The sequence below is a fragment of the Nocardia vermiculata NBRC 100427 genome (assembly GCF_001613265.1).
GTDB lineage: Bacteria > Actinomycetota > Actinomycetes > Mycobacteriales > Mycobacteriaceae > Nocardia > Nocardia vermiculata.
Genome location: NZ_BDCA01000016.1, coordinates 63,605 through 83,779, shown reverse-complemented (window position 1 = coordinate 83,779; position 20,175 = coordinate 63,605). Strand labels below are relative to the sequence as shown.

Below are 20,175 nucleotides of genomic sequence, written 5' to 3'. Positions count from 1 at the left end.
AGGATCACCGATGGATTTCACACTTACCGAAGGGCAGCAGGACCTCGCGCGGCTCACCGGCGAGGTCTGCGGCAAGCTGGTCACCGCCGACCGGTTGCGCGAACTCGACCGGGCCGAGGTCCGCTTCGACGAACAGCTGTGGCGTTCGCTGGCCGAGACCGGAGTGCTGGCCGCGACCCTGCCGGAGTCCGTGGGCGGTAACGGACTCGGCGCATTGGAGCAGACGTCGATTCTGCGTGAACTCGGCAAAGCCGTGGCCGCCGTCCCCTATCTGTGGTCGGTCGTCGTCGGCGCCGGGGCACTGGCGCGCTGGGGCAACGAGGCGCAGCGGGAGCTGGCCGCGAAGGCCGGTGCGGGCGAGACGATCCTGACCGCCGCGCTCACCGAGGAACGCAACTGGGAGCCGTCGCGCCCCACCACCACCGCCACCGACGACGGCGGCTGGAAGCTGACCGGCGCGAAGACCATCGTGCCGTTCGCCGCGCAGGCGTATCGAATCCTGGTGCCCGCCACCGTGTCCGGGAAGCCCGCAGTGTTCCTGGTGGATCCCGCCGAAGCCGAGCTGATACCGCAACACGTGGTGGACCGCAGTCCGGAGGCGCAGCTCGAATTCGAATCCGCGCCTGCCGAACTGGTCGGCACCGTCGACGACGGTGCACAGATCCTGAACTGGCTGCTGGCGCAGGGCCGGCTCGGCCTGGCCGCCCAGCAGCTCGGCACCCTGGAGCGGGCGATCGAAATCGTCGCCGAATACGGTCGCGAGCGCGAACAGTTCAACCGCAAGATCGGTAGCTTCCAGGCGGTCGCGCAGCGGCTGGCGGACGGCTACATCGACCTGCAGGGATTGCGGCTGGCCGTCACCCAGGCGGCCTGGCGGATCACTGAGGGACTACCGGCCGACGCCGAGATCCACACCGCCAAGTTCTGGGCGGCCGAGGCCGGTCACCGCATCGCACACACCACGGTGCACGTGCACGGCGGTGTCGGTATCGACCGCGACCACATCGTGCAGTGCTACTTCACCGCCGCCAAGCACAACGAGTTCGCACTCGGCGGTGCCACCGACCACCTGCGCGCCCTGGGCACCCTCCTGGCCGAGGCCCACTAGCGCAGGCTCCCGTCCGGGCCGGGTCGCCGCTCCACCGGCCCGGCCCGGACGGGTATCTCAGGTCGTCGCGCGCACTACGCTGCGGTCCACCGGTGCGGCCTGAGCCAGAATGCGATCGACTGTTCGGTCGACGGTGAGAGCCGTTGTGTCGAGCCATAACCCGATACGCGGAGTGTCCGAGCGCAGTGCCGTGTCGAGCTCTGCCACGGTGAAAGCCCCGTACGCCTTCTTCTCGCGCCCCCGTTCGCGCTCGGCGACCGCCGCCGGCTGTGGCGCCAACACGACCACATACAGCGGATCGGTGCGGATCTGCTCGATCATCCACGGCAGCAGATCCCCCAGCACCACATCCTGGACAACGGCGCTGAACCCGGCGGCGGCGTATTCGTCGGCCGCCGCAGCGGCCAACCGGTGCCGTAACCGCAACTGCCGCAGTGCCTCCGGAGTGGGGCTTCCGGACATCTCGGCCCGCCCGCTCACTACGAACCGACGGAAGACGTCGCCGCGAATATGCGCCGCGCGAGGCAGCCGTTCGGCCAGCGCCTGCGCGACCGTCGATTTTCCGGCGGCCTGAATGCCGGTGATCAGATAGACGGCACCGTTCATCCGAGCCGCCGGTTCACGTCCGCACTCACGACCATCACCCGCACAACCGCTCCGGCGGATGTGCCACGGACCGGCGCCCGCAATTCACCCCCGGTGTCCCGGGACCGATTCACCGCGCCGGCTCCGGCGGGCCGGTCGGCCCACTGGTCGGAGCCGACCCGAGCTGTTGATTCACGCTGTAGCGGCATGCAGGGACGGTAGCGATGAACGGACTCTGCCCGCGACCGATTTTCCGGAGCACCATCACATAACAGCAGTTCAGAGCAGGTTTCAAATTCCTCCGATGAATTCGGGCACCTCGTGGCGTCGGTATTCGCAACCGACATCGCACAGCGAGAGGACACCGACATGGCCGGCAAAATGATCTTCATCAATCTTCCCGTCGAGAATCTGGCCCGCTCCATCTCCTTCTACGAGGCACTGGGCTGGAAGGTGAATCCGGACTTCACCGACGAGAACGCCGGTTGTGTGGTCGTCGACGACAATATCTGCCTGATGCTGCTGGCCCGCCCCTTCTTCGAGACCTTCACCAGCCGCCCCGTCGCCGACACCCGCGCGGCCACCGGATCGATCTACGCCCTGTCGCTGGGCAGCGCGGCAGAGGTCGAATCCCTGTTGGCGGCCGCGACGGCGGCCGGTGCCACCGAGGAGGTGAGCGCGGACAAGCAGGCGCAGGAGGAAGCGGTCGGGATGTTCAGCCGCGCCTTCGTCGACCCGGACGGCCACCACTGGGAGGCCTTCTGGATGAACTACCCGGGCGCGAGCTGAGGCCGGGTCACTCGGTGTGCGCCGCCAGGAAGGCGCTGATCTTGGCGTGGAATCCGTCCGGATCCTCGCCCGGCGCGCCGTGTCCGGCGTCGATCTCGGCGTAGCGGGCATCGGCGATCGCGGCGAGGAGGTCGCGCTGCTGCGCTGCCGGAACAATCCGGTCGTGGGCGCTGCCCAGGATCAGCGTCGGTGCGGTGATCCGGGCGAGCAGATCGGTCAGGTCCACCCCTCGATCCACTTCGGTCTGCCGGGCCGTTCCGGGTGCGATCGCGGTGCTCAGCTGTTTCACCAGCATCTCGTTCTCGGCCGCGGTGGCCCGTTCCCAGTAGCGCGGCCCGAAGGCCATCAGCGGCAGATTTCTCGCGAACAGGTCGGTGCCATGGGCGGCGTCGGAGTCCAGCAGTTCGATCCAGTACCGGAACTCGGCGTCCATACGGGCATCGGTGCGCACCCAGCCCGCGTGCAGGAACAACGAGCGGACTCGCTCGGGCACGACCGCCGCCAGATGTGCGGCGACCACCGCTCCCAGCGAGTGCCCGACGAGATGAAAGCGGTCGAGGCCGGCATCGTCGGCGGCCGCCCGGATCTCGGCGGCGAGGTCGGCCACGGTGAGCGGCCCGCCGTGGTCGACGGTGTCGCCGGAGCCCGAATAGTCCGGCGCCAGCACGGTGTAGCGATCCGAGATCGCATGGGTGAGACCGGCCCACTGGCCCCGGTCGGCACCCGTCCCGTGCACCAGGACCACCGCCGGGCCGGTGCCGGTCAGGTCGTAGGCGACGCGGGCTTCGCCACCGTCGAGTCGTGCGAGAGCGAGAGGCATCTGCTGTCCTTCCGGAGGATGTCGGCGGCAGTGCAGCGGCTACGCACGACCGGATAGTTCGAGTCGGTTCAGGCGGCGGCGCCGACGGGGAAGCCCGCGAGCGCCGATCGCAGCGCGGCAGTGAACTCCGCCGGGCGCTCCTGCTGCGGCATATGCCCCGCGCCCGCGATCACCGTGACTCCGGCTCCGGGGGTGCGGGCGGCACAGGTGCGCGGTACCTCCAGCGGTATTTCGGCGTCCAGTTCGCCGTGCAGATAGTGGATCGGCGTCCGCAGCAGTGGCAGTTGCGGCCGTGGATCGTAGGCGGCGAAGGCGTGGAAGTGCTCGTCGATGTAGACGCCCGAGTCGAGAATCTGCCGGACCGTCCAGTCGGCGAGTACGGGCGAAGCACCGGGAGCGAACCAGTTCGACACCCATTCGGTGACGAAGGCCGGCCGCTGGTAACGCATCCGGGAAATGATCCGCCGCAACGGCATCCCGCGACCCGGCCAGTACGCCGGACCGTCGACGGCCACCACGCCGCCGAGCAGGTCCGGATGTGCCAGCGCGAGTTCGGTGGCGAAGGTCGCCCCCACCGAGGAACCGATCACGACCGGGCGGTGCAGCCCCAGCTCGCCGATGAGCGTCACCAGATCGTCGACGACGCCGGCGACGGTATTGCCGGCGGCGGGCCGGTCCGAACGCCCGCACCCGCGCCAGTCCACGGTGACCACCCGGAACTCGCCGGTCAGCTCGGCCTGCTGCGTTCCCCACACCCGACCGCTGGTCCCCCAGCCGTGCACGAACAGCAACGGCAGACCCGCGCCCTGGTCCTCGTAGTAGAGCTGCGTTCGGTCACCGACGGTCAGATACGGCATGGTGATCACTCCCTCGTTCTCCGGCGTGTGACCAAGGAAATCGCGAATCGCGGCGGCGAAAAAGAAGCGAACCGAGCTGGCACTTTTCACGAATACTGATTAATCTGCGGCCGTGGAGCTTCGGCAGTTGCAGTACTTCCGGGCCGTAGCCGAGGAATTACACTTCGGTCGGGCGGCCCAGCGCCTGCACATCGTGCAATCGGCGGTGAGCCAGCAGATCACCCGGCTGGAACGAGAACTCGGGGTCGCCCTGTTCGACCGCACCACGCGCACCGTACGACTCACGGCGGCCGGACAACGGTTTCTGCAGCACGCCGAACGGATACTCACGGCCGTCACCGCGGCACGGGATGCGATCGACGAGCTGCGCACCGAACGCACCGGCACTGTTCGCCTCGGTACCAGCACAGGACTCGGCACCAGGCTGGAGATGATGCTGGCCGAATTCGAGCGGCGAGCCCCCGACGCACACATCGAGCTGGTGAACGCGAGCACCGCCGAGCGGCTCGAGCAGGTGCGCTCGGGTGACCTCGATGCCGCCGTGCTGCGCGGATTTCCGGAGAACTCCGACCTCGAACTCCTGCCACTGTGGTCCGACCGTCTGGTGGCGGGGATACCCGCACGCCACGATCTCGCTGTCCTGCGCGAGATAGAGCTGGCGCGGCTGGCCGAACTGCCGCTGCGCCTCGTCACGCGCGCCCGCAATCCGGCGCTGCACGATCTGGTTACCGCCGCATGCCGGCAAGCCGGTTTCGAACCCCGGTTCGGGCCGGAATTCACCACCGAGCAGGACACCCTGGCTGCCATCGGGTTCGGCGCACCCAGCTGGACGGTCTATTACGCCGCTCAGGCCGCCGGGTTGGCGTTCCCCGGAGTCGTGTGGCGACCGCTGCGGGCCCCGGAGCTGGTCATGCCGAGCTATCTGGCGGTCCGTCCCGATCCACCCCGGGCGGAGTTACGCGCACTCATCGAGGCCTGCCACACGATCGGCAACTGATCGTGAGCGGCGCACGGACTCGCCCTCCGGTGGCTGCCACGGGCGGGTAGCCGCTCGTTCGCTCGAATCCTGCTGTAGCGCAAGCGAATACCGATGCCGTATCGTGGAGCTTCGGAGCGACTCGGGGGTGCGACCGATGAAGCGTCTACTGATTGTCGTCGCGGCGGTCATCGCCGCCGGTTCGGTCTTCGATTACGCCCGAACGCCCGGCCATCTCGGCGTGGCGGTCGCAGCAGGAGTCGTCGGCGCCTTGTGGCTGGCCGCCAAGGCCGTCGAATAGCCTGCGCCCCTGGACCACTGGCCCGCGCTCGGCCGGGCTACTCGGCCGGCTCGCGCAGTTCCATCGGCAGGCCGAACAGCGGGAACAGCCGCTCGGTGTCGAGGAAGAAGTTCAGCCCGCTGATCGCGGCACCGTCCAGTTCCAGCACCGTGATCGACCAGGGAGTGAACACTCCCGGCTCCTCGGTGGGCTTGTACTGCCCGAAGGCCGGTAACCCGTTGGCGCCCTCGAGCGGCACCATGCGAGAGCCCCGGCAGGCCGACGGCCCGGGCGAGAGCATGAACTCCGCAACATGGTCCGGCCCGGAGACCCACAGCTCGAGTGGCGGCATGGACAGCGCCACATCCTTTTTCAGCAAGGAGGTGAGCGCGTCCATATCGTAGGCCTCGAAGGCCTGAACGAAACCGTCGACGAGTTCGCGCTGATTCACATCGGATTCGTCGTAACCGTCCGATGCCGTCGACTGCACCTTGGCCAGCGTGGCGCGAGCCCGCTGCAGCGCACTGTTCACCGAGGCCGGTGACATCGTCAGCAGCGCGGCGGTCTCGTTGGCGGAGAACCGGAGCACCTCGCGCATGATCAGGATCGCGCGTTGTGTGGCAGGCAGGTGCTGGACCGCGGCGACGAAGGCCAGCCGCAGCGAATCCTTGGTGGCGGCGTGGTCGGCGGGATCCGCACCGAAGGCCAGCGCATTGGGGATCGGCTCGATCCACACATAGTCCGGCTGCGGCGGCGGGAGCGGACCGTTCGGACTACTCGGCCCGTTCAGGTCCATCGGCCGGGCACGGCGCTGCGGGCCGTCGAGCATGTCCAGGCAGACGTTGGTGGTGATCTTGTACAGCCACGAACGCAGACTGGACCGGCCCTCGAACGAGTCGTAGGCCTTCCAGGCGCGGGTGAAGGCCTCCTGCACCGCATCCTCTGCCTCGAAGGAGGAACCCAGCATGCGGTAGGCGTAGGCGCACAACTCCCGCCGATAGCCCTCGAACTGCGGCAACACATCCTCGACGGTGCCGGCGGAACCTTTCTCGGTCATGGGAGCAACTGTGACACAAGCCACCGACAGAAAACAGCTCAAGGACCGAGGGGCAGGGTCACTACCTGCAGATACATCGATTCGACCGCTAAACATTCCGATGCTGCCCGCCCCGTGCGGGCACGCGCGGGGATCGGCCCCACACACCTGTCGCCGTGCCGGACGCGAACTCCGGCACGGCGACAGCGCGGCGCGTGAGGGCTACTGCTTCGCGGCGACCTGCGAATCCTCGTCGGCCGGACGCGACTGCGCGTGATCGTTGGCCCAGCGGTAATCGGGCTTACCGGCGGGTGACCGCTTGATCTCGTCGACGAACCACAGGCTGCGGGGCAGCTTGTAGGACGAGATCTCCTTGCTGAGTACCGGGCGCAACTCCTCGAGGGTGGGCCGCTCGCCGGCGCGGCATTGCACCACCGCCGCCACGCGCTGCCCCCAGCGCTCGTCCGGAATGCCGATGACCAGCGCGTCGAAGATCTCGGGATGGCACTTCAGTGCACCCTCGACCTCCTCGGGGTAGATCTTCTCGCCACCGCTGTTGATGCTGACCGAACCGCGGCCGAGCATGGTGACGGTGCCGTCCTTCTCGACCCGCGCGTAATCGCCCGGAATCGAGTAACGCACCCCGTTGAACTCCTTGAAGGTCGCGGCGGTCTTCACCGGGTCGTTGTAGTAGCCGACCGGGATATGCCCCTTGCGAGCCAGCAGGCCGACCTTGTCCGACCCTGGTTCGATCGGGTTGCCGTCGTCGTCGAGTACGGCGGTGGAGGCATCGATCTTCACCCGCGGGCCGCCCGTGTGGGTGGCGCCCTTGGTGGCCATCGACAGCCCACCGAAACCGGTTTCCGAGGATCCGATGGAGTCGGTGATGACCGTATTCGGCAGGTGCTCGATGAAACCGTCCTTGAGCGCGGGCGAGAAGAGCGCCGCACTGCTGGCCATCGCCCACAGCACCGAATGCTGGTACGGCTCACCGGTTTCCGGATTACCCTCGCCGAGCGCGTCCAGCATCGGCCGGGCCATCGCGTCACCGGTGATGAAGATGAGGTTCACGGCGTGGCGGTCGATCGCCTGCCACACGCCGTGGGCGTCGAATTCCGGCAGCATGATGGTCTTGCCGCCGTCGAACAGGCCGTGGAAGGTGGCCGACTGCGCGCCGCCGTGGATCATCGGCGGAATCGGGTACCGCACCATCTGCGGATTACCGGAGCCGTCCTTGGCCTGCTTCCATTCGTCCTCGATGGCCTCACCGGTGATGAAGTTGATGCCGCCGCCCAGCACCCGCCACCAGTCCTCGTGGCGCCACATCACGCCCTTGGGCATACCGGTGGTGCCGCCGGTGTAGATCATGAAGATGTCGTCGTTCGAACGCTCACCGAAGTCACGCTCGCCGGACGAAGCTGCCAGTGCTGCTTCGTATTCCACCGAATCCGCGGCCAAGGGCACGTCGTTCTCGGTGCCGTCGTTCACCACGATCACGGTCTTCAACTGCGGCGAGGTGGGGCGCACGGCCGCCACCTTGTCGCTGTAGCGGCGCTCGTGGATCAGCGCGACCATATCGGAGTTGTCGAAAATGTATTGCAACTCGTTCTCGACGTACCGGAAGTTCACGTTGATCATCACGGCGCGCGCCTTGAAGACGGCGACCATGGCCTCGACGGCTTCGATCGTGTTGCGTGAGTAGATGCCGACCTTGTCACCCGGTTGCACACCCTGTTCTTGCAGGTAGTGCGCCAAACGGTTGGCCCGATCCTCCAGCTCGGCAAAGGTTACCGAGCGGACGTCGTCGGCCAGCGCGACACGGTCCGGCACGAGGTCGATAGTGTGTTCGACAAGGTCCGCTATGTTGTAGCTCACAGAACCAAAATAGAACGTGTTCTCGCGCCTGACAAGAGTTGATTTACGGGGTTAACAAATTCCGGGCGAAGCGACGCCCGCGCGAGCGGGCGCGCGTACGGTGCGCGAATGCCGAGCCCACCTGCGCGAGGCAAGTGGGCTCGGCTGTCTCCACCGATCCGGCGAACTCGCACCGTGTCCACACTGCGAGCCCGCCCGCGGCGGACGGCAATCGTCCCGGAGCGGTCGCGCCGGCACCGAATCTGCAACGAGTTCTACGGCTGGGTGAGCGCCGCCAGTCGATGCAGTTGCGCCGGATCGCGCACGGTGACCAACAGCATCCCGACACCGGCCGCCTCCCACACCTTCAGCTGGGAGCGCACATGATCCTCGTCGCCGATGATCGCGGTATCCAGAATCAACTGATCGGGGATCACCGCGGCAGCCTCGTCCTTACGGCCCGAGCGGAACAGCCGGGTGATCTCGTCGACCTCGGCGCCGTAGCCCATCCGCCGGTAGACCTGCGCGTGGAAGTTCAGCTCCTCGGCGCCCATGCCGCCGATGTAGAGCGCCATCACCGGCTTGATCCGGTCGATCTCGGCACGGGGATCGTCGGTGATGATCACCTGACAGCTCGCCGCGATCTCGAAGTCCTCCCGCGAACGCCGGGCACCCGGGCGGGAGAAGCCCTCCTCGAGCCACTCGTCGTACATTCCGGCCAGTCGCGGGGTGTAGTAGATCGCGAGCCAGCCGTCGGCGATCTCCGCGGTGAGCGCCACGTTCTTGGGCCCCTCGGCGCCCAGCCAGATCGGCAGATCAGCACGGAGCGGATGAGTTATCGGCTTGAGTGGCTTCCCCAGGCCGGTCGCGCCCGGCCCACCGTAGGGCAGCGGATAGTGCGGACCGTCGTTGACGACCGGCCCTTGTCGAGCCAGCACCTGGCGGATGATCCCGACGTACTCGCGGGTGCGCTGCAACGGCTTGGCGAACGGCTGGCCGTACCAGCCCTCCACCACCTGAGGACCCGACACCCCGAGGCCGAGAATGTGGCGGCCGCCGCTGAGATGGTCCATGGTCAGCGCCGCCATCGCGGTCGCGGTGGGCGTGCGGGCGGACAGTTGCACCACCGAGGTCCCCAGCCGCACCTGCCGGGTGGACGAACCCCACCACGCCAGCGGGGTGAACGCATCCGACCCCCAGGACTCCGCGGCGAAGACCGCGTCGAATCCGGCCTCCTCAGCCGCGACCACCAACTCGTCGGCATTGGCGGGCGGTCCCGCGCCCCAATATCCGAGCTGCAATCCGAACCGCATCATCGACTCCTTCCGCCGCTCCACGGCGAGACTCCCGAGTAACTCTTGCCACCAGAATAAGAACCTGTTCTACTCGATATCGTGACCAATGGGAACACCATGACCGGCGCAATCGCGAAAGGCAGCGGTCCGGAAACCGAACCTACGCCCGAGGTACTCAGCGCCGAACTACGAATCAAGTTCGACTACACCCGCTCGGTCGGGCCGACCATCGGCCGGTTCCTGACCGGACTGCGTGAGGGCCGGCTCGTCGGCGTTCGCGGCAGCGACGGCCGGGTGATCGTGCCTCCGGCCGAGTTCGATCCGGTGACCGCGAAACCGCTCACCGAGTTCGTCGACGTCTCCGATGTCGGCACGGTGCAGAGCTGGAGCTGGGTGGCCGACCCACTGCCCGGCCAGCCCTTCGATCGGCCTTTCGCCTGGGCCCTGGTCAAATTCGACGGTGCCGATACCGCACTGCTGCACGCACTCGACGTGGCCTCGTCCGACGAGGTACACACCGGGATGCGGGTGCGGGTGCGCTGGGCCGCCGAACGCACCGGCGACATCCACGACATCGCCTGCGTGGAACCGGGTGAGACCTCCGCTGCCCCAGCGAAATCCGCTGCGGGCGAGCCGGTCACCGGAATCGTGACGCCGATCGACCTGGAGTACAAGCACACGGCCTCCCCCGCCGAGACGCTGTATCTGAAGGCACTCGCCGAGGGCCGGCTGGTCGGTGGCCGAGCCGATGCCGACAGTAAGGTGTACTTCCCGGCGCGTGCTGCCGACCCGATCGACGGCCGGCCCACCGAAGAGATGGTCGACCTGGGCAACGACGGCACCGTCACCACCTTCTGCATCGTGAACGTGCCGTTCGCGGGCCAGAAGATCAAGCCTCCGTTCGTGGCGGCCTATGTTCTGATCGACGGCGCCGACATCCCGGTGCTGCACCGGTTGCTGGGTTGCGATCCCGCTGACGTACGCATGGGCATGCGGGTCAAGGCCGTGTGGAAGCCGCAGGAGGAATGGGGATACACGTTGGAGAACGTGGACCATTTCGAACCCAACGGCGAGCCGGATGCGGACTACGACAGCTACCGGCACCACCTCTAGGAGCTGAATCACCTTGAGCGACAACACAACAGATATCGCCGTGGTGGGCTTCGCCCACGCGCCGCATGTCCGCGAATCCTGGTCCACCACCAACGGCGTCGAGATGCTGGTGCCGTGTTTCCAGAAGCTGTACGACAAGCTCGGCATCGGCGTGTCCGATATCGGGTTCTGGTGCTCCGGTTCCTCGGATTACCTTGCCGGACGGTCCTTCTCCTTCATCTCCGCGATCGACTCGATCGGCGCAGTGCCGCCGATCAACGAATCGCATGTGGAGATGGACGCCGCCTGGGCGCTGTACGAGGCGTACGTGAAACTCCGTACCGGACAGGTGGATACCGCCCTCGTCTACGGCTTCGGCAAGCCCTCGGCCGGCACGCTGCGTCAGGTGCTGACGCTGCAGACCGATCCCTACCTGGTCGCACCGCTGTGGCCGGATTCGGTGTCGATCGCCGGCTTGCAGGCCCGCGCGGGTATCGACTCCGGCAATTGGACCGAGCGCGATATGGCCGCTGTGTCGGCCGCCGACGAGGCCGAGATCGAGCAGCGCCTGAACGCGCCGTACGTGGCGGATCCGCTGCGTGAACACGACATCGCGCCGATCACCGACGGTGCGGCGGCGATCGTGCTCGCCCGCGGCGACAAGGCTCGCGAGCTGTGCGATCGGCCCGCTTGGTTGACCGGCATCGCGCATCGCATCGATTCGCCGATGTTCGGTGCTCGCGATCTGACCATCTCCGCCTCGACCGCGGCCGCAGCCAAGGATGCGACCCGCGGCGATGTCAGCGGAATCGATCTGGCCGAGTTGCATGCGACCTACAGTCACGAACAACTGATCCTGAAGCAGGCCATCGGCCTCGGTGAGTCCACCCGCATCAACTCTTCGGGGGGCGCACTGGCGGGCAATCCGATGTTCGCCGCCGGCCTGGAACGCATCGGCTTCGCAGCCGACGAAATCATGAACGGCACCGCCAATCGGGCCCTCGCGCACGCTGCCAGTGGTCCGGCGTTGCAGCAGAACCTGGTGGCAGTCCTGGAGGGCCGATGAACGACAATGCGCAGCCCGTTCGTCGGGCCGACCGGGTGCGGGTGCCCCGCAAGTCTCTGGAAGGACGAGGATGAGTACACAAGCGGCAGTTCTCGGCACGGGGCAAACCCATCATGTGACGAAACGTACCGACGTGTCGATGGCCGGTATGTGCCGTGAGGCGATCGACCGGGCACTCGAAGACTCCGGTCTGACGATGGACGACATCGACGCGGTCGTCATCGGCAAGGCGCCGGACCTGTTCGAGGGCTCGATGATGCCCGAACTTTTCATGGCAGATGCCCTGGGCGCCACCGGAAAACCGCTGCTGCGGGTGCATACCGCCGGTTCGGTCGGTGGCTCCACGGGGATCGTCGCCACCAGCCACGTGCAGTCCGGGCTCTACCGGCGGGTGCTGGCCATCTGCTGGGAGAAGCAGTCCGAGTCCAATGCCATGTGGGCGCTGTCGACTCCGGTGCCGTTCACCGCACCGGTCGGCGCGGGCGCAGGTGGCTACTTCGCACCACACGTGCGTTCCTACATCCGCAAGTCCAACGCCCCGCTGCACATCGGCGCGATGGTTGCGGTCAAGGATCGCCGCAACGGTGCCAAGAACCCGTTCGCACACCTGCACCAGCCGGACATCACGATGGAGTCGGTGCTGGCCTCCCAAATGCTGTGGGATCCGATCCGTTTCGACGAGACCTGCCCGTCCTCCGACGGCGCGTGTGCCATCGTCCTCGGTGACGAAGACGCCGCGAAACAGGTCGAGGCGTCCGGCAAGAAGGTCGCTTGGGTCCACGCCACCGCCATGCGAACCGAGCCGCTGGCCTACTCCGGCCGCAATCAGGTCAACCCGCAAGCGGGACGGGACGCGGCGGCAGCACTGTGGAAGGAGGCCGGAATCACCGATCCCCTCGAGGAGATCGATGCGGCCGAGATCTACGTGCCGTTCTCCTGGTTCGAACCGATGTGGCTGGAGAATCTGGGCTTCGCCCGCGAAGGTGAAGGCTGGAAGCTGACCGACGCGCGGGAGACCGAGATCGGCGGAAAGCTGCCGGTCAACCCGTCGGGCGGCGTGCTGAGCTCCAACCCGATCGGCGCCTCCGGCATGATCCGCTTCGCCGAGGCGGCCAAGCAGGTGATGCAGCGGGCCGGTGACTACCAGGTCGAGGACGCTCGAAAGGCATTCGGGCACGCCTATGGTGGCGGTTCACAGTACTTCTCCATGTGGGTTGTGGGTTCCGAACCGCGATGAACCGTATTTCCGCGGCCATTTCCGCATGTTCCGACAATGCCGACATTGGCCGCGGAAAGTTCATTTGCAATTCCATCAGCAAACTCACCGATACCGCCGGGAGTCGGATATGACCGCAACAACCACCGAACATCCGGCGCGCGTCGCCGGGCAGGCATCGCAGTCCGCGGTGCGTGCCCGGGACAAGGACGCGTGGCTGGCGCTGTTCGCCACCGACGGGATCGTCGAGGATCCGATCGGCCCCTCGGGTTTCGACCCCGAGGGTGTCGGGCACCGTGGCCACGAGGCCATCGGCGCGTTCTGGGACAAGGCGATCGCCCCGACCGATTCCATCGAATTCGTCTTCGGCGACTCGTTCGCCTGCGGAAACGAGGTCGCGTACACAGGCCTGATCCGCACTCGGATGGGCGGGCACATCGTCGACGCCGAGGGTGTATTCACCTACCGGGTGGACGAGAACGGCAAGATCGCCGCACTGCGCGCCTACTGGGAAACCGACCGCGCGATGGGAACCATGCGCAAGGAGTAGCAGGCATCTCCTCGGGCGCCCGGTCCACACCGGGCCGGCCCGAAACGCCGAAAGGGGCGGGCACCAACTGGTGCCCGCCCCTTTCGGCGTACTCGGCGTATTCGGAGGGGGTCAGCCCTTGGTCTTGTAGTCGACCTGGAACTCCTTGATGCCGTTGAGCCAGCCCGAGGTCAACCGCTGAGGATCGCCCAGCTTGGTGATATCGGGAAGGTGATCGGCGATGGCGTTGAAGATCAGGTCGATCTCGAGCCGGGCCAGGTTGGCGCCGATGCAGAAGTGCGCACCGGTGCCACCGAAGGACAGATGCGGATTCGGATCGCGGGTGATGTCGAAGGTGAGCGGATTCTCGAACACCTCCTCGTCGAAGTTGGCCGAGCGGTACATCAGCAGCACCCGCTCGCCCTTCTTGATCTGCGTGCCGGCCAGTTCGGTGTCGGCGAGTGCGGTGCGCTGGAACGAGCTGACCGGGGTGGCCCACCGGATGATCTCGTCGGCCGCGGTCGCCGGGCGCTCACGCTTGTAGAGCTCCCACTGATCGGGATTGTCGAGGAACGCGGCCATACCGTGGGTGATGGCATTACGCGTGGTCTCGTTGCCGGCCACGGCCAGCAGGATCACGAAGAAGCCGAACTCCTCCGAGGTCAGCGCCTCGCCGTCGATATCGGCATTGACCAGCGTGGTCACGATGTCGTCGGCCGGCTCCGCCTTGCGCGCCTCGGCCATCTGCCAGGCGTAGCCGAGGATTTCCATCGACGACATCGCCGGGTCGGCGTCGCTGTCGGGATCGTCGTAGCCGGTCATCTCGTTGGACCACTGGAAGACCTTCATCCGGTCTTCCTGCGGCACGCCGATCAGCTCGGCGATCGCCTGCAGGGGCAGCTCGCAGGCGATCTGGGTGACGAAGTCACCCGCACCGGCCTCGGCAGCCCCGTCCACGATCGATTTCGCGCGCGCGGACAACTCCGCCCGCAGGCTGTTGATCGCCCGCGGCGTGAAGCCCTTGGAGATCAGTTTGCGCAGCTTGGTGTGCTCGGGCGCATCCTTGTTGATCAGGATGTGCCGCTGCAGCTCGATGGCCTCGCGCGGGATATCGTCGTTGAATCGTGGAATCGCGGTGTTCTCGAAGGTCGAGAAATCATCGCGCCGCGAGACCTCCTTGACGTCCGCATGCTTGCTCACGACCCAGAAACCCTCGTCATGGAAGCCACCGACGTCAGGAGACTGCGGGTTCCACCAGATCGGCGCGGCGCGCCGAAGTTCCGCGAGCTCCTCGACCGGGACCCCACGGGCCCACATCTCGGGATCTGTCGCGTCGAACCCCTCGGGGAGGTTCGGAGCTTCTCGGGTGTCAACCACCAGTTGTCTCCTTCGACTAACTGAAACACGTTCTACCTTCATTGCAACATAGGTGGTATCAGTAGTAAAGAAGCCATCGTCCGCCCTCAGTACATTCACAGAACTTGTTCCAATTTCCGTGCAGTTCTGTTCGAAAGGTTGAAGTTATGGGGACCCCCGTCATCGTCGAGGCCGCGCGCACCCCGCTCGGCAAGCGCAACGGCTGGCTGGCCGGCCTGCACGCCGCGGAAATCCTCGGTGCCGCCCAGCGCGGCCTGCTGGAGCGCGCGAAGCTCGACCCGGCCCTGGTCGAGCAGGTTATCGGCGGCTGCGTCATGCAGGTCGGCGAGCAGAGCAACAACGTCACCCGCACCGCATGGCTGCATGCCGGACTGCCGTGGCAGGTCGGCGCCACCACCGTCGACTGCCAGTGCGGTTCGGCGCAGCAGGCCAACCACCTGATCGCCGGGCAGATCGCCCAGGGTGCGATCGACATCGGCATCGCCTGCGGTGTCGAGTCCATGAGCCATGTCCCGCTGGGCGCCAATGTGGGCGAGAACGCCGGCCCGCGCCGCCCCGCGAGCTGGGATATCGATATGCCCAACCAGTTCGAGGCCGCCGAGCGGATCGCCAAGCGCCGCGGCATCACCCGCGACGGCATCGAGGAGTTCGGCGTCCGCTCGCAGCAGCGGGCCGCGCAGGCGTGGGCCGAGGGCCGCTTCGACCGCGAGGTACTCACCATCACCGGCGCCCCTCAGGTCGACAAGGAAGGCAACCCGACCGGCGAGAAGCTCGACGTCAGTCGCGATCAGGGGCTGCGCGAGACCACCCGGGAGAGCCTCGCGAAGCTGAAGCCGGTACTAGAGGGCGGAATTCACACCGCCGGCACCTCCTCGCAGATCTCCGACGGCGCCGCCGCGGTCCTGCTGATGGACGAACAGGCCGCCGCCCGTGCCGATTTGAAGCCGCGCGCCCGGATCGTCACCCAGTGCCTGGTCGGAGCCGAGCCGGAGTTCCACCTGGACGGACCGGTACAGGCCACGACGCGACTGCTGGAGAAGTCGGGAATGAGCATGTCCGACATCGACATCTTCGAGATCAACGAGGCGTTCGCCTCGGTGCCGCTGTCCTGGGCCTCGGTCCACAAGCCCGATATGGACCGGGTCAACGTCAACGGTGGCGCGATCGCGATCGGCCACCCCGTCGGCAGCACGGGTTCGCGCCTGATCACGACCGCTCTGCACGAGCTGGAGCGCTCCGACAAGTCGACCGCGATGGTACTCATGTGCGCCGGTGGCGCACTGGCGACCGGAACGATCATCGAGCGGCTGTAATTTTCACCCGGGCCGGCTCGCAAGTTGAACGTTCATCCTGAGAGTCTCGAGACGTGTCGTATGCCACACAAAATTCGATACAGACAAAAGGATGAGACATCAGCTAACTTCTGGTTAACACCGGCCCGTCGGGCAGGAATCGCCCGACGGGCCAGAACCGGGGCGTACAACCCCTGGACAAGTCACGCTGCCGCGCCCCGCAAACGCCCCGACGCCCAGTACATCCCAGAACGGACACCTGGAAGCTTCAAGGAAATCCGGAAACAGGCGTAGGTTTTCAGTTACTCAGCCGCTAATATCAATGATACGTATCCGAGATAACGACTGTTAGTACAGCGAAGGGAATTGGGCGGCTCACAATGGCTGATTTCGCGGCGCGGCTGAACAAGCTGTTCGAAACCGTGCATCCCCCGGGGCGTAAGCCGCATACCAATGCCGAGGTGGCGGCTGCGCTCACCGCCTCCGGGCATCCGATCTCGAAACCGTATCTGTCACAGTTGCGGTCGGGTCAGCGGACGAACCCCTCGGATGAGACGGTTGCCGCACTGGCAAAGTTCTTCAAGGTCAAACCGGACTACTTCTTCAACGATATCTACGCCGCCAAGATCGACCATGATCTGGAGCTGCTGGCACAGTTGCAGGGCTACGGCCTACGCCGACTGTCCAGCCGGGCCTTCGACCTCTCCGAGGAGTCGCAGAACCTGCTGACCTCGATGGCCGAAAAGCTCCGGGCGAGTGAAGGTCTGCCCGAGGTTCCTCCGGACGGCACGGAATAAGCGCGTTCCACACGGCAACACAGTGCGGTACTTATCAACCGCACTGTGTTGCCGTGTGAGAAGAGCTAGTGCAGTACCAGATTCGATCGACCGCCCGCATCGCTGCCGCCCGCCGCGTCGTGGTACTCAATCAGTCTGTGCCGCCGCCGATTTCCGATCGGCGGCGGTGTGTTCGAAGGCACGTGCGATCGACTGCACCCAGCCACGGGTACTCGAGCCTTCCGGAGGCGCGATCCAGCGCGCGTCGACGATGTCGTCGCCCAGTGGATTTCGTGCCCACCGCGCCACCTTGTCCGCTCGCTCGGTGACCGACGTCGCCGGATCTCCGGCCGCCGCCAGCTCCATCCCGCCACCGGTCTGCAGGTACAGCGCGTCCATGATCTGCGCAACCTGATCGGAAGCCTTGAGCTGAGTCGCCGACACCCGCTGCTCGTGCGCCACCACTTCGGGGAACCGCTTGATCATGGTGCGATGCAGCGCCCGCGTCTGACGCAGCAGCAACCGCGCACGCAGCCACAGCTCGATCACGATCCACACCGCGCCGACCGCGATCAGCAGGCCGGCCACCTGCCAGACCGGCCAGAACCATCCTCCGCTCCCGGGTGGCGGTGGGTTCTCCCCCACCGCGAGGCGCTGAACCGACAGTGCGGCAAGTACTCCCGCGATGATCGTGCCCGCGGTGTAGAGCGCGATACCGCGCCCCAGCGATGTCCAGTCCAGATTTCGCAGGCCGGTCACCGCGATGAAGACACACCCCACCAGCACCATCACCCAGCCGAACAGGATCGACCATGCGATGGCCGCGGCTATGACGAGCGCACCGAAACCGTAGACCAGCCAGGCGATCTGACGCAGATTACGACGCGACACCACCGGCCAGGCGGCAGCCGCCACCACGGAGGTCGACACCGTGAACAACAGCCAGGTGCCCACCACCAGCCGGTCGGCCAGCGCTTGACCGCGGATCCCCTGCGGCAGCAGATGATCCACCGCCACCCCCACCTCCGGAATACCGAGTGTGGCCGCGGCGGCCACCGCCGCGACAGCCACCACGATCGCCACCCGGGCGGTGGTCGCGGGTTTCACCATGACCCGGCCGATACGCGCGCCGGCGGCCATCCACACCAGCAGAGCCGTCAACCAGAACGTCACAGCACACCCTCTCCATGGTTACTCGAACTTCCGCCACCGTGGTGACGCACGCTGCCGCCTCCGGTCCTCCGTCTCAGCTCAGCCCATGCCGGATGAGACGAAGCCCCTCCGTGGTGACGCACGCTGCCGCCTCCGGTCCTCCGTCTCATCCGAGGGCCTCGTCGAAGCGGAGGACCGAGACTCCGGCGCCTCGGTTGTTGAATACGCGGAGGCGGGTCATCAGCATGCTTGCGAAGGTCTCCGCCTCCCACTCGTAGCGGTCGTCCGAGCCGTCGTCGACGATCTGCTGATGGGCGCGCTGCGACAGCATGTACGCGATCAGGTCGTCGCTGGCCTCGAGGGTCACCTCGGCTGCGGGTTCGCCGGGATGGTCGAAGACCACGTGGCCCAGTTCGTGGGCGAGGGTGTGGTCACGGCTGGGCAGCGCGGCGGCCAGCACGATCACATCCTTGTCGGGATAGCTGCGGCGCTGACCGCAGACACCCGGGCCGAGTTCGGCATCGGCGATCTCGATCATCCGGCCGCGTTCGGCCGCGATCGCGAGGACCACCTCGTCGAGGGTGGTGGCATCGAAATCGGCGGCCACGGCGCAGACCGCGTCGACCGCCGCCGCCACCCGGCGATAGGAACGCCCCGCCTGAGCAGTCCGGTTCTCGGTCATCTCACGCCCCCTCATGCCCTCGGTCCGAAGAATTCCGCACGAGCCGCGTCGACCCGGGCCTGTGCCGCGGAAGCGCTCTGGAAGCTCACGGCTCCCGAACCCGCCGCGGCCAATGCCATGGCGACGACGCCACCGACCACTGCGAGCGTCTTGGCCTCGGGCAGACCGCCGGCGGCCGCTGTGGGCCGAATCTCGGGGTCCGGCTGGGCCTGCACGGCAGGTGCCGGAGCGGCCGGGGCGGGCGGTGCCGCCGGAGCCGGGGGAACCGCGGCGGGGGCGGGCGGCGCGGCGGCCATCACCGGAGCGCCGGGTACCGCCGGAACGCCCGGCGCCGGTGGGGCCGGTGGTATGGCGAGCGGCGGTGCGGCGGGCACCGGCGGGGCCGGAATCGGTTGCAGCAGCAGGAGAAGCAGCAGCGGCGACATGGCGGCGGCCGAGCCCGCAGCAGCCGAACCAGTGAGCGCCGAGCCGGTACCCAGCAGCGTGGCCATCGCGGAACCGGTTGCGGCGGAGCCAGTTCCGGTCAGCCCGGCCAACGCGGAACCGGTAGCAGCAGAGCCCGTACCGGTCAGCCCGGAGAGCGCCGAACCCGTTGCGGCAGAACCGGTCACGCCGAGCCCTGCCAGAGCGGAACCCAGGCCCGCGCCCGCGGCCGAACCGGTACCGGCCAGCGCCGAGCCGGTCCCGGCAAGCGCGGATCCGGTACCGGCGAGTGCCGAACCTGTTGCCGCCGAACCTGTTCCGGTGGCCGCCGAACCGGTGCCACCGAGTGTCGAGCCGGTCAGCGCGGATCCGGAAGCCGCCGACCCCGCGGCGGCCGAGCCGGCTGCCGCCGATCCGGTGCCGAGAATGCTGAGCAGCCCCTCGAACGGACCCGCGACAGGTGCGGCGGGCGCGGCAGCCGGTGCCGCAACCTCGGCCGGCGCCGCCGGCTCCGGTGCCGCGACACTGTCACGGCCGGGAATGGTGAGGGTGCCGTCGTACTGGCCGTCGTCGTCGGGCACCGGCCCGGACGAACCTGTGACTCCCGGCTGCTGTGCGATCGCGCCGGGGTCGGCAGGCGAAGTCGCACCTGGGTCGGCGGGGTCGGCAGGAGACACAGCCCCTTCGCCGGGCACCGCGAGCGGCTGCCCCGAGTCCTCGCGTTCGGCACGAGTGGCCGGGTTCTCGTCTTCGGAACCGGACGACCCCTGCTGCGGAGCGACGCCGGAGCCGGACGCCGCGGGCGCCCCCGGCGGCGGAACCGCTGGTCCGGGCGGCTGCGCTTGCGCGACCAGCGGCCCTAGTACCCCACAACTTCCGATGATTCCGGCCACCGCGACGACGCGCGCTATGCGACCCATGGTCATGCGCTTGCCTTCCCTCAACTACTCAGCGCAGATTTCTACCCGGT

At 67.2% G+C, this 20,175-nt stretch carries 20 protein-coding genes; 10 read left to right on the top strand and 10 right to left on the bottom strand.

The annotated features are described in order from the left end of the window. Positions 1–10: 10 nt before the first annotated feature. Positions 11–1,108, top strand: a complete 1,098-nt coding sequence (locus NV2_RS17725; protein WP_067875248.1) for an acyl-CoA dehydrogenase family protein — start codon at positions 11–13, stop codon at positions 1,106–1,108. Positions 1,109–1,165: 57 nt separating this feature from the next. On the opposite strand, the gene NV2_RS17720 is transcribed toward NV2_RS17725, so the two are convergent. Further along, on the bottom strand, positions 1,166–1,714 hold the full coding sequence (locus NV2_RS17720; RefSeq protein ID WP_067875244.1) for an AAA family ATPase: 549 nt from the start codon (positions 1,712–1,714) through the stop codon (positions 1,166–1,168). A gap of 348 nt (positions 1,715–2,062) precedes the next feature. On the opposite strand from NV2_RS17720, the gene NV2_RS17710 reads away from it, so the two are divergent. Continuing rightward, a complete protein-coding gene (locus tag NV2_RS17710) occupies positions 2,063–2,482 on the top strand; it encodes a VOC family protein (RefSeq protein WP_067875480.1) in 420 nt (139 codons plus the stop codon). A gap of 7 nt (positions 2,483–2,489) precedes the next feature. Here the strand turns inward: NV2_RS17710 and NV2_RS17705 are convergent, their stop codons facing one another. Together NV2_RS17705 and NV2_RS17700 are read right to left on the bottom strand one after the other, a co-directional pair. Then, positions 2,490–3,302, bottom strand: coding sequence for an alpha/beta fold hydrolase (locus NV2_RS17705; protein WP_067875239.1), 813 nt, complete (start codon positions 3,300–3,302; stop codon positions 2,490–2,492). Positions 3,303–3,370: 68 nt separating this feature from the next. Continuing rightward, a complete protein-coding gene (locus NV2_RS17700) occupies positions 3,371–4,249 on the bottom strand; it encodes an alpha/beta fold hydrolase (RefSeq protein ID WP_210749623.1) in 879 nt (292 codons plus the stop codon). A 22-nt stretch (positions 4,250–4,271) separates the two neighbouring features. On the opposite strand from NV2_RS17700, the gene NV2_RS17695 reads away from it, so the two are divergent. Then, entirely contained in the window at positions 4,272–5,156 is an 885-nt protein-coding gene (locus tag NV2_RS17695; protein WP_067875236.1) for a LysR family transcriptional regulator, read from the top strand. Positions 5,157–5,292: 136 nt separating this feature from the next. Further along, positions 5,293–5,436: a hypothetical protein gene (locus NV2_RS31475; protein WP_157102957.1), complete on the top strand. Its 144-nt coding sequence runs from the start codon at positions 5,293–5,295 to the stop codon at positions 5,434–5,436. 37 nt (positions 5,437–5,473) lie between these two features. On the opposite strand, the gene NV2_RS17690 is transcribed toward NV2_RS31475, so the two are convergent. The 3 genes from NV2_RS17690 to NV2_RS17680 form a co-directional block, all read right to left on the bottom strand. Continuing rightward, positions 5,474–6,472: a sigma-70 family RNA polymerase sigma factor gene (locus tag NV2_RS17690; RefSeq protein ID WP_067875234.1), complete on the bottom strand. Its 999-nt coding sequence runs from the start codon at positions 6,470–6,472 to the stop codon at positions 5,474–5,476. A 201-nt stretch (positions 6,473–6,673) separates the two neighbouring features. Continuing rightward, positions 6,674–8,326, bottom strand: a complete 1,653-nt coding sequence (locus tag NV2_RS17685) for an acyl-CoA synthetase (RefSeq protein ID WP_067875231.1) — start codon at positions 8,324–8,326, stop codon at positions 6,674–6,676. 254 nt (positions 8,327–8,580) lie between these two features. Next, complete coding sequence (locus tag NV2_RS17680; RefSeq protein WP_067875228.1) at positions 8,581–9,618, bottom strand: LLM class F420-dependent oxidoreductase; 1,038 nt, start codon at positions 9,616–9,618, stop codon at positions 8,581–8,583. 99 nt (positions 9,619–9,717) lie between these two features. On the opposite strand from NV2_RS17680, the gene NV2_RS17675 reads away from it, so the two are divergent. From NV2_RS17675 to NV2_RS17660, 4 genes are all read left to right on the top strand, one after another. Beyond that, entirely contained in the window at positions 9,718–10,713 is a 996-nt protein-coding gene (locus NV2_RS17675; protein WP_067875225.1) for a Zn-ribbon domain-containing OB-fold protein, read from the top strand. Positions 10,714–10,726: 13 nt separating this feature from the next. After that, entirely contained in the window at positions 10,727–11,758 is a 1,032-nt protein-coding gene (locus tag NV2_RS17670; protein WP_067875222.1) for a thiolase family protein, read from the top strand. 70 nt (positions 11,759–11,828) lie between these two features. Further along, entirely contained in the window at positions 11,829–12,995 is a 1,167-nt protein-coding gene (locus NV2_RS17665; RefSeq protein WP_067875219.1) for a thiolase family protein, read from the top strand. Positions 12,996–13,104: 109 nt separating this feature from the next. Beyond that, positions 13,105–13,524 (top strand): nuclear transport factor 2 family protein, encoded by a 420-nt coding sequence (locus tag NV2_RS17660; RefSeq protein ID WP_067875216.1) that lies wholly within the window; start codon positions 13,105–13,107, stop codon positions 13,522–13,524. A gap of 111 nt (positions 13,525–13,635) precedes the next feature. Here NV2_RS17660 and NV2_RS17655 read toward each other — a convergent pair whose 3' ends face one another. Beyond that, positions 13,636–14,820, bottom strand: a complete 1,185-nt coding sequence (locus tag NV2_RS17655; RefSeq protein WP_067875213.1) for a cytochrome P450 — start codon at positions 14,818–14,820, stop codon at positions 13,636–13,638. A gap of 206 nt (positions 14,821–15,026) precedes the next feature. Between NV2_RS17655 and NV2_RS17650 the strand changes: the two genes are divergently transcribed. Next, positions 15,027–16,193, top strand: coding sequence for a steroid 3-ketoacyl-CoA thiolase (locus NV2_RS17650; RefSeq protein WP_067875210.1), 1,167 nt, complete (start codon positions 15,027–15,029; stop codon positions 16,191–16,193). A 359-nt stretch (positions 16,194–16,552) separates the two neighbouring features. Then, positions 16,553–16,969: a helix-turn-helix domain-containing protein gene (locus NV2_RS17645; protein WP_033244044.1), complete on the top strand. Its 417-nt coding sequence runs from the start codon at positions 16,553–16,555 to the stop codon at positions 16,967–16,969. 126 nt (positions 16,970–17,095) lie between these two features. Here NV2_RS17645 and NV2_RS17640 read toward each other — a convergent pair whose 3' ends face one another. The 3 genes from NV2_RS17640 to NV2_RS31470 all read right to left on the bottom strand — a co-directional run bounded on the left by NV2_RS17640 (position 17,096) and on the right by NV2_RS31470 (position 20,131). After that, entirely contained in the window at positions 17,096–18,121 is a 1,026-nt protein-coding gene (locus NV2_RS17640) for a hypothetical protein (RefSeq protein ID WP_084474966.1), read from the bottom strand. 145 nt (positions 18,122–18,266) lie between these two features. Then, positions 18,267–18,782 (bottom strand): ImmA/IrrE family metallo-endopeptidase, encoded by a 516-nt coding sequence (locus tag NV2_RS17635; protein ID WP_067875207.1) that lies wholly within the window; start codon positions 18,780–18,782, stop codon positions 18,267–18,269. 11 nt (positions 18,783–18,793) lie between these two features. Continuing rightward, positions 18,794–20,131, bottom strand: a complete 1,338-nt coding sequence (locus NV2_RS31470) for a hypothetical protein (protein WP_157102956.1) — start codon at positions 20,129–20,131, stop codon at positions 18,794–18,796. Positions 20,132–20,175: the final 44 nt, after the last annotated feature.

Bases quoted from the DNA above. Each gene is read 5' to 3' on its own strand.
- NV2_RS17725 (WP_067875248.1), top strand. From the start codon at position 11: ATGGATTTCACACTTACCGAAGGGCAGCAGGACCTCGCGCGGCTCACC.
- NV2_RS17720 (WP_067875244.1), bottom strand. From the start codon at position 1,714: ATGAACGGTGCCGTCTATCTGATCACCGGCATTCAGGCCGCCGGAAAA.
- NV2_RS17710 (WP_067875480.1), top strand. From the start codon at position 2,063: ATGGCCGGCAAAATGATCTTCATCAATCTTCCCGTCGAGAATCTGGCC.
- NV2_RS17705 (WP_067875239.1), bottom strand. From the start codon at position 3,302: ATGCCTCTCGCTCTCGCACGACTCGACGGTGGCGAAGCCCGCGTCGCC.
- NV2_RS31475 (WP_157102957.1), top strand. From the start codon at position 5,293: ATGAAGCGTCTACTGATTGTCGTCGCGGCGGTCATCGCCGCCGGTTCG.
- NV2_RS17690 (WP_067875234.1), bottom strand. From the start codon at position 6,472: ATGACCGAGAAAGGTTCCGCCGGCACCGTCGAGGATGTGTTGCCGCAG.
- NV2_RS17680 (WP_067875228.1), bottom strand. From the start codon at position 9,618: ATGCGGTTCGGATTGCAGCTCGGATATTGGGGCGCGGGACCGCCCGCC.
- NV2_RS17675 (WP_067875225.1), top strand. From the start codon at position 9,718: ATGACCGGCGCAATCGCGAAAGGCAGCGGTCCGGAAACCGAACCTACG.
- NV2_RS17665 (WP_067875219.1), top strand. From the start codon at position 11,829: ATGAGTACACAAGCGGCAGTTCTCGGCACGGGGCAAACCCATCATGTG.
- NV2_RS17660 (WP_067875216.1), top strand. From the start codon at position 13,105: ATGACCGCAACAACCACCGAACATCCGGCGCGCGTCGCCGGGCAGGCA.
- NV2_RS17655 (WP_067875213.1), bottom strand. From the start codon at position 14,820: ATGTGGGCCCGTGGGGTCCCGGTCGAGGAGCTCGCGGAACTTCGGCGC.
- NV2_RS17650 (WP_067875210.1), top strand. From the start codon at position 15,027: ATGGGGACCCCCGTCATCGTCGAGGCCGCGCGCACCCCGCTCGGCAAG.
- NV2_RS17645 (WP_033244044.1), top strand. From the start codon at position 16,553: ATGGCTGATTTCGCGGCGCGGCTGAACAAGCTGTTCGAAACCGTGCAT.
- NV2_RS17635 (WP_067875207.1), bottom strand. From the start codon at position 18,782: ATGACCGAGAACCGGACTGCTCAGGCGGGGCGTTCCTATCGCCGGGTG.
- NV2_RS31470 (WP_157102956.1), bottom strand. From the start codon at position 20,131: ATGACCATGGGTCGCATAGCGCGCGTCGTCGCGGTGGCCGGAATCATC.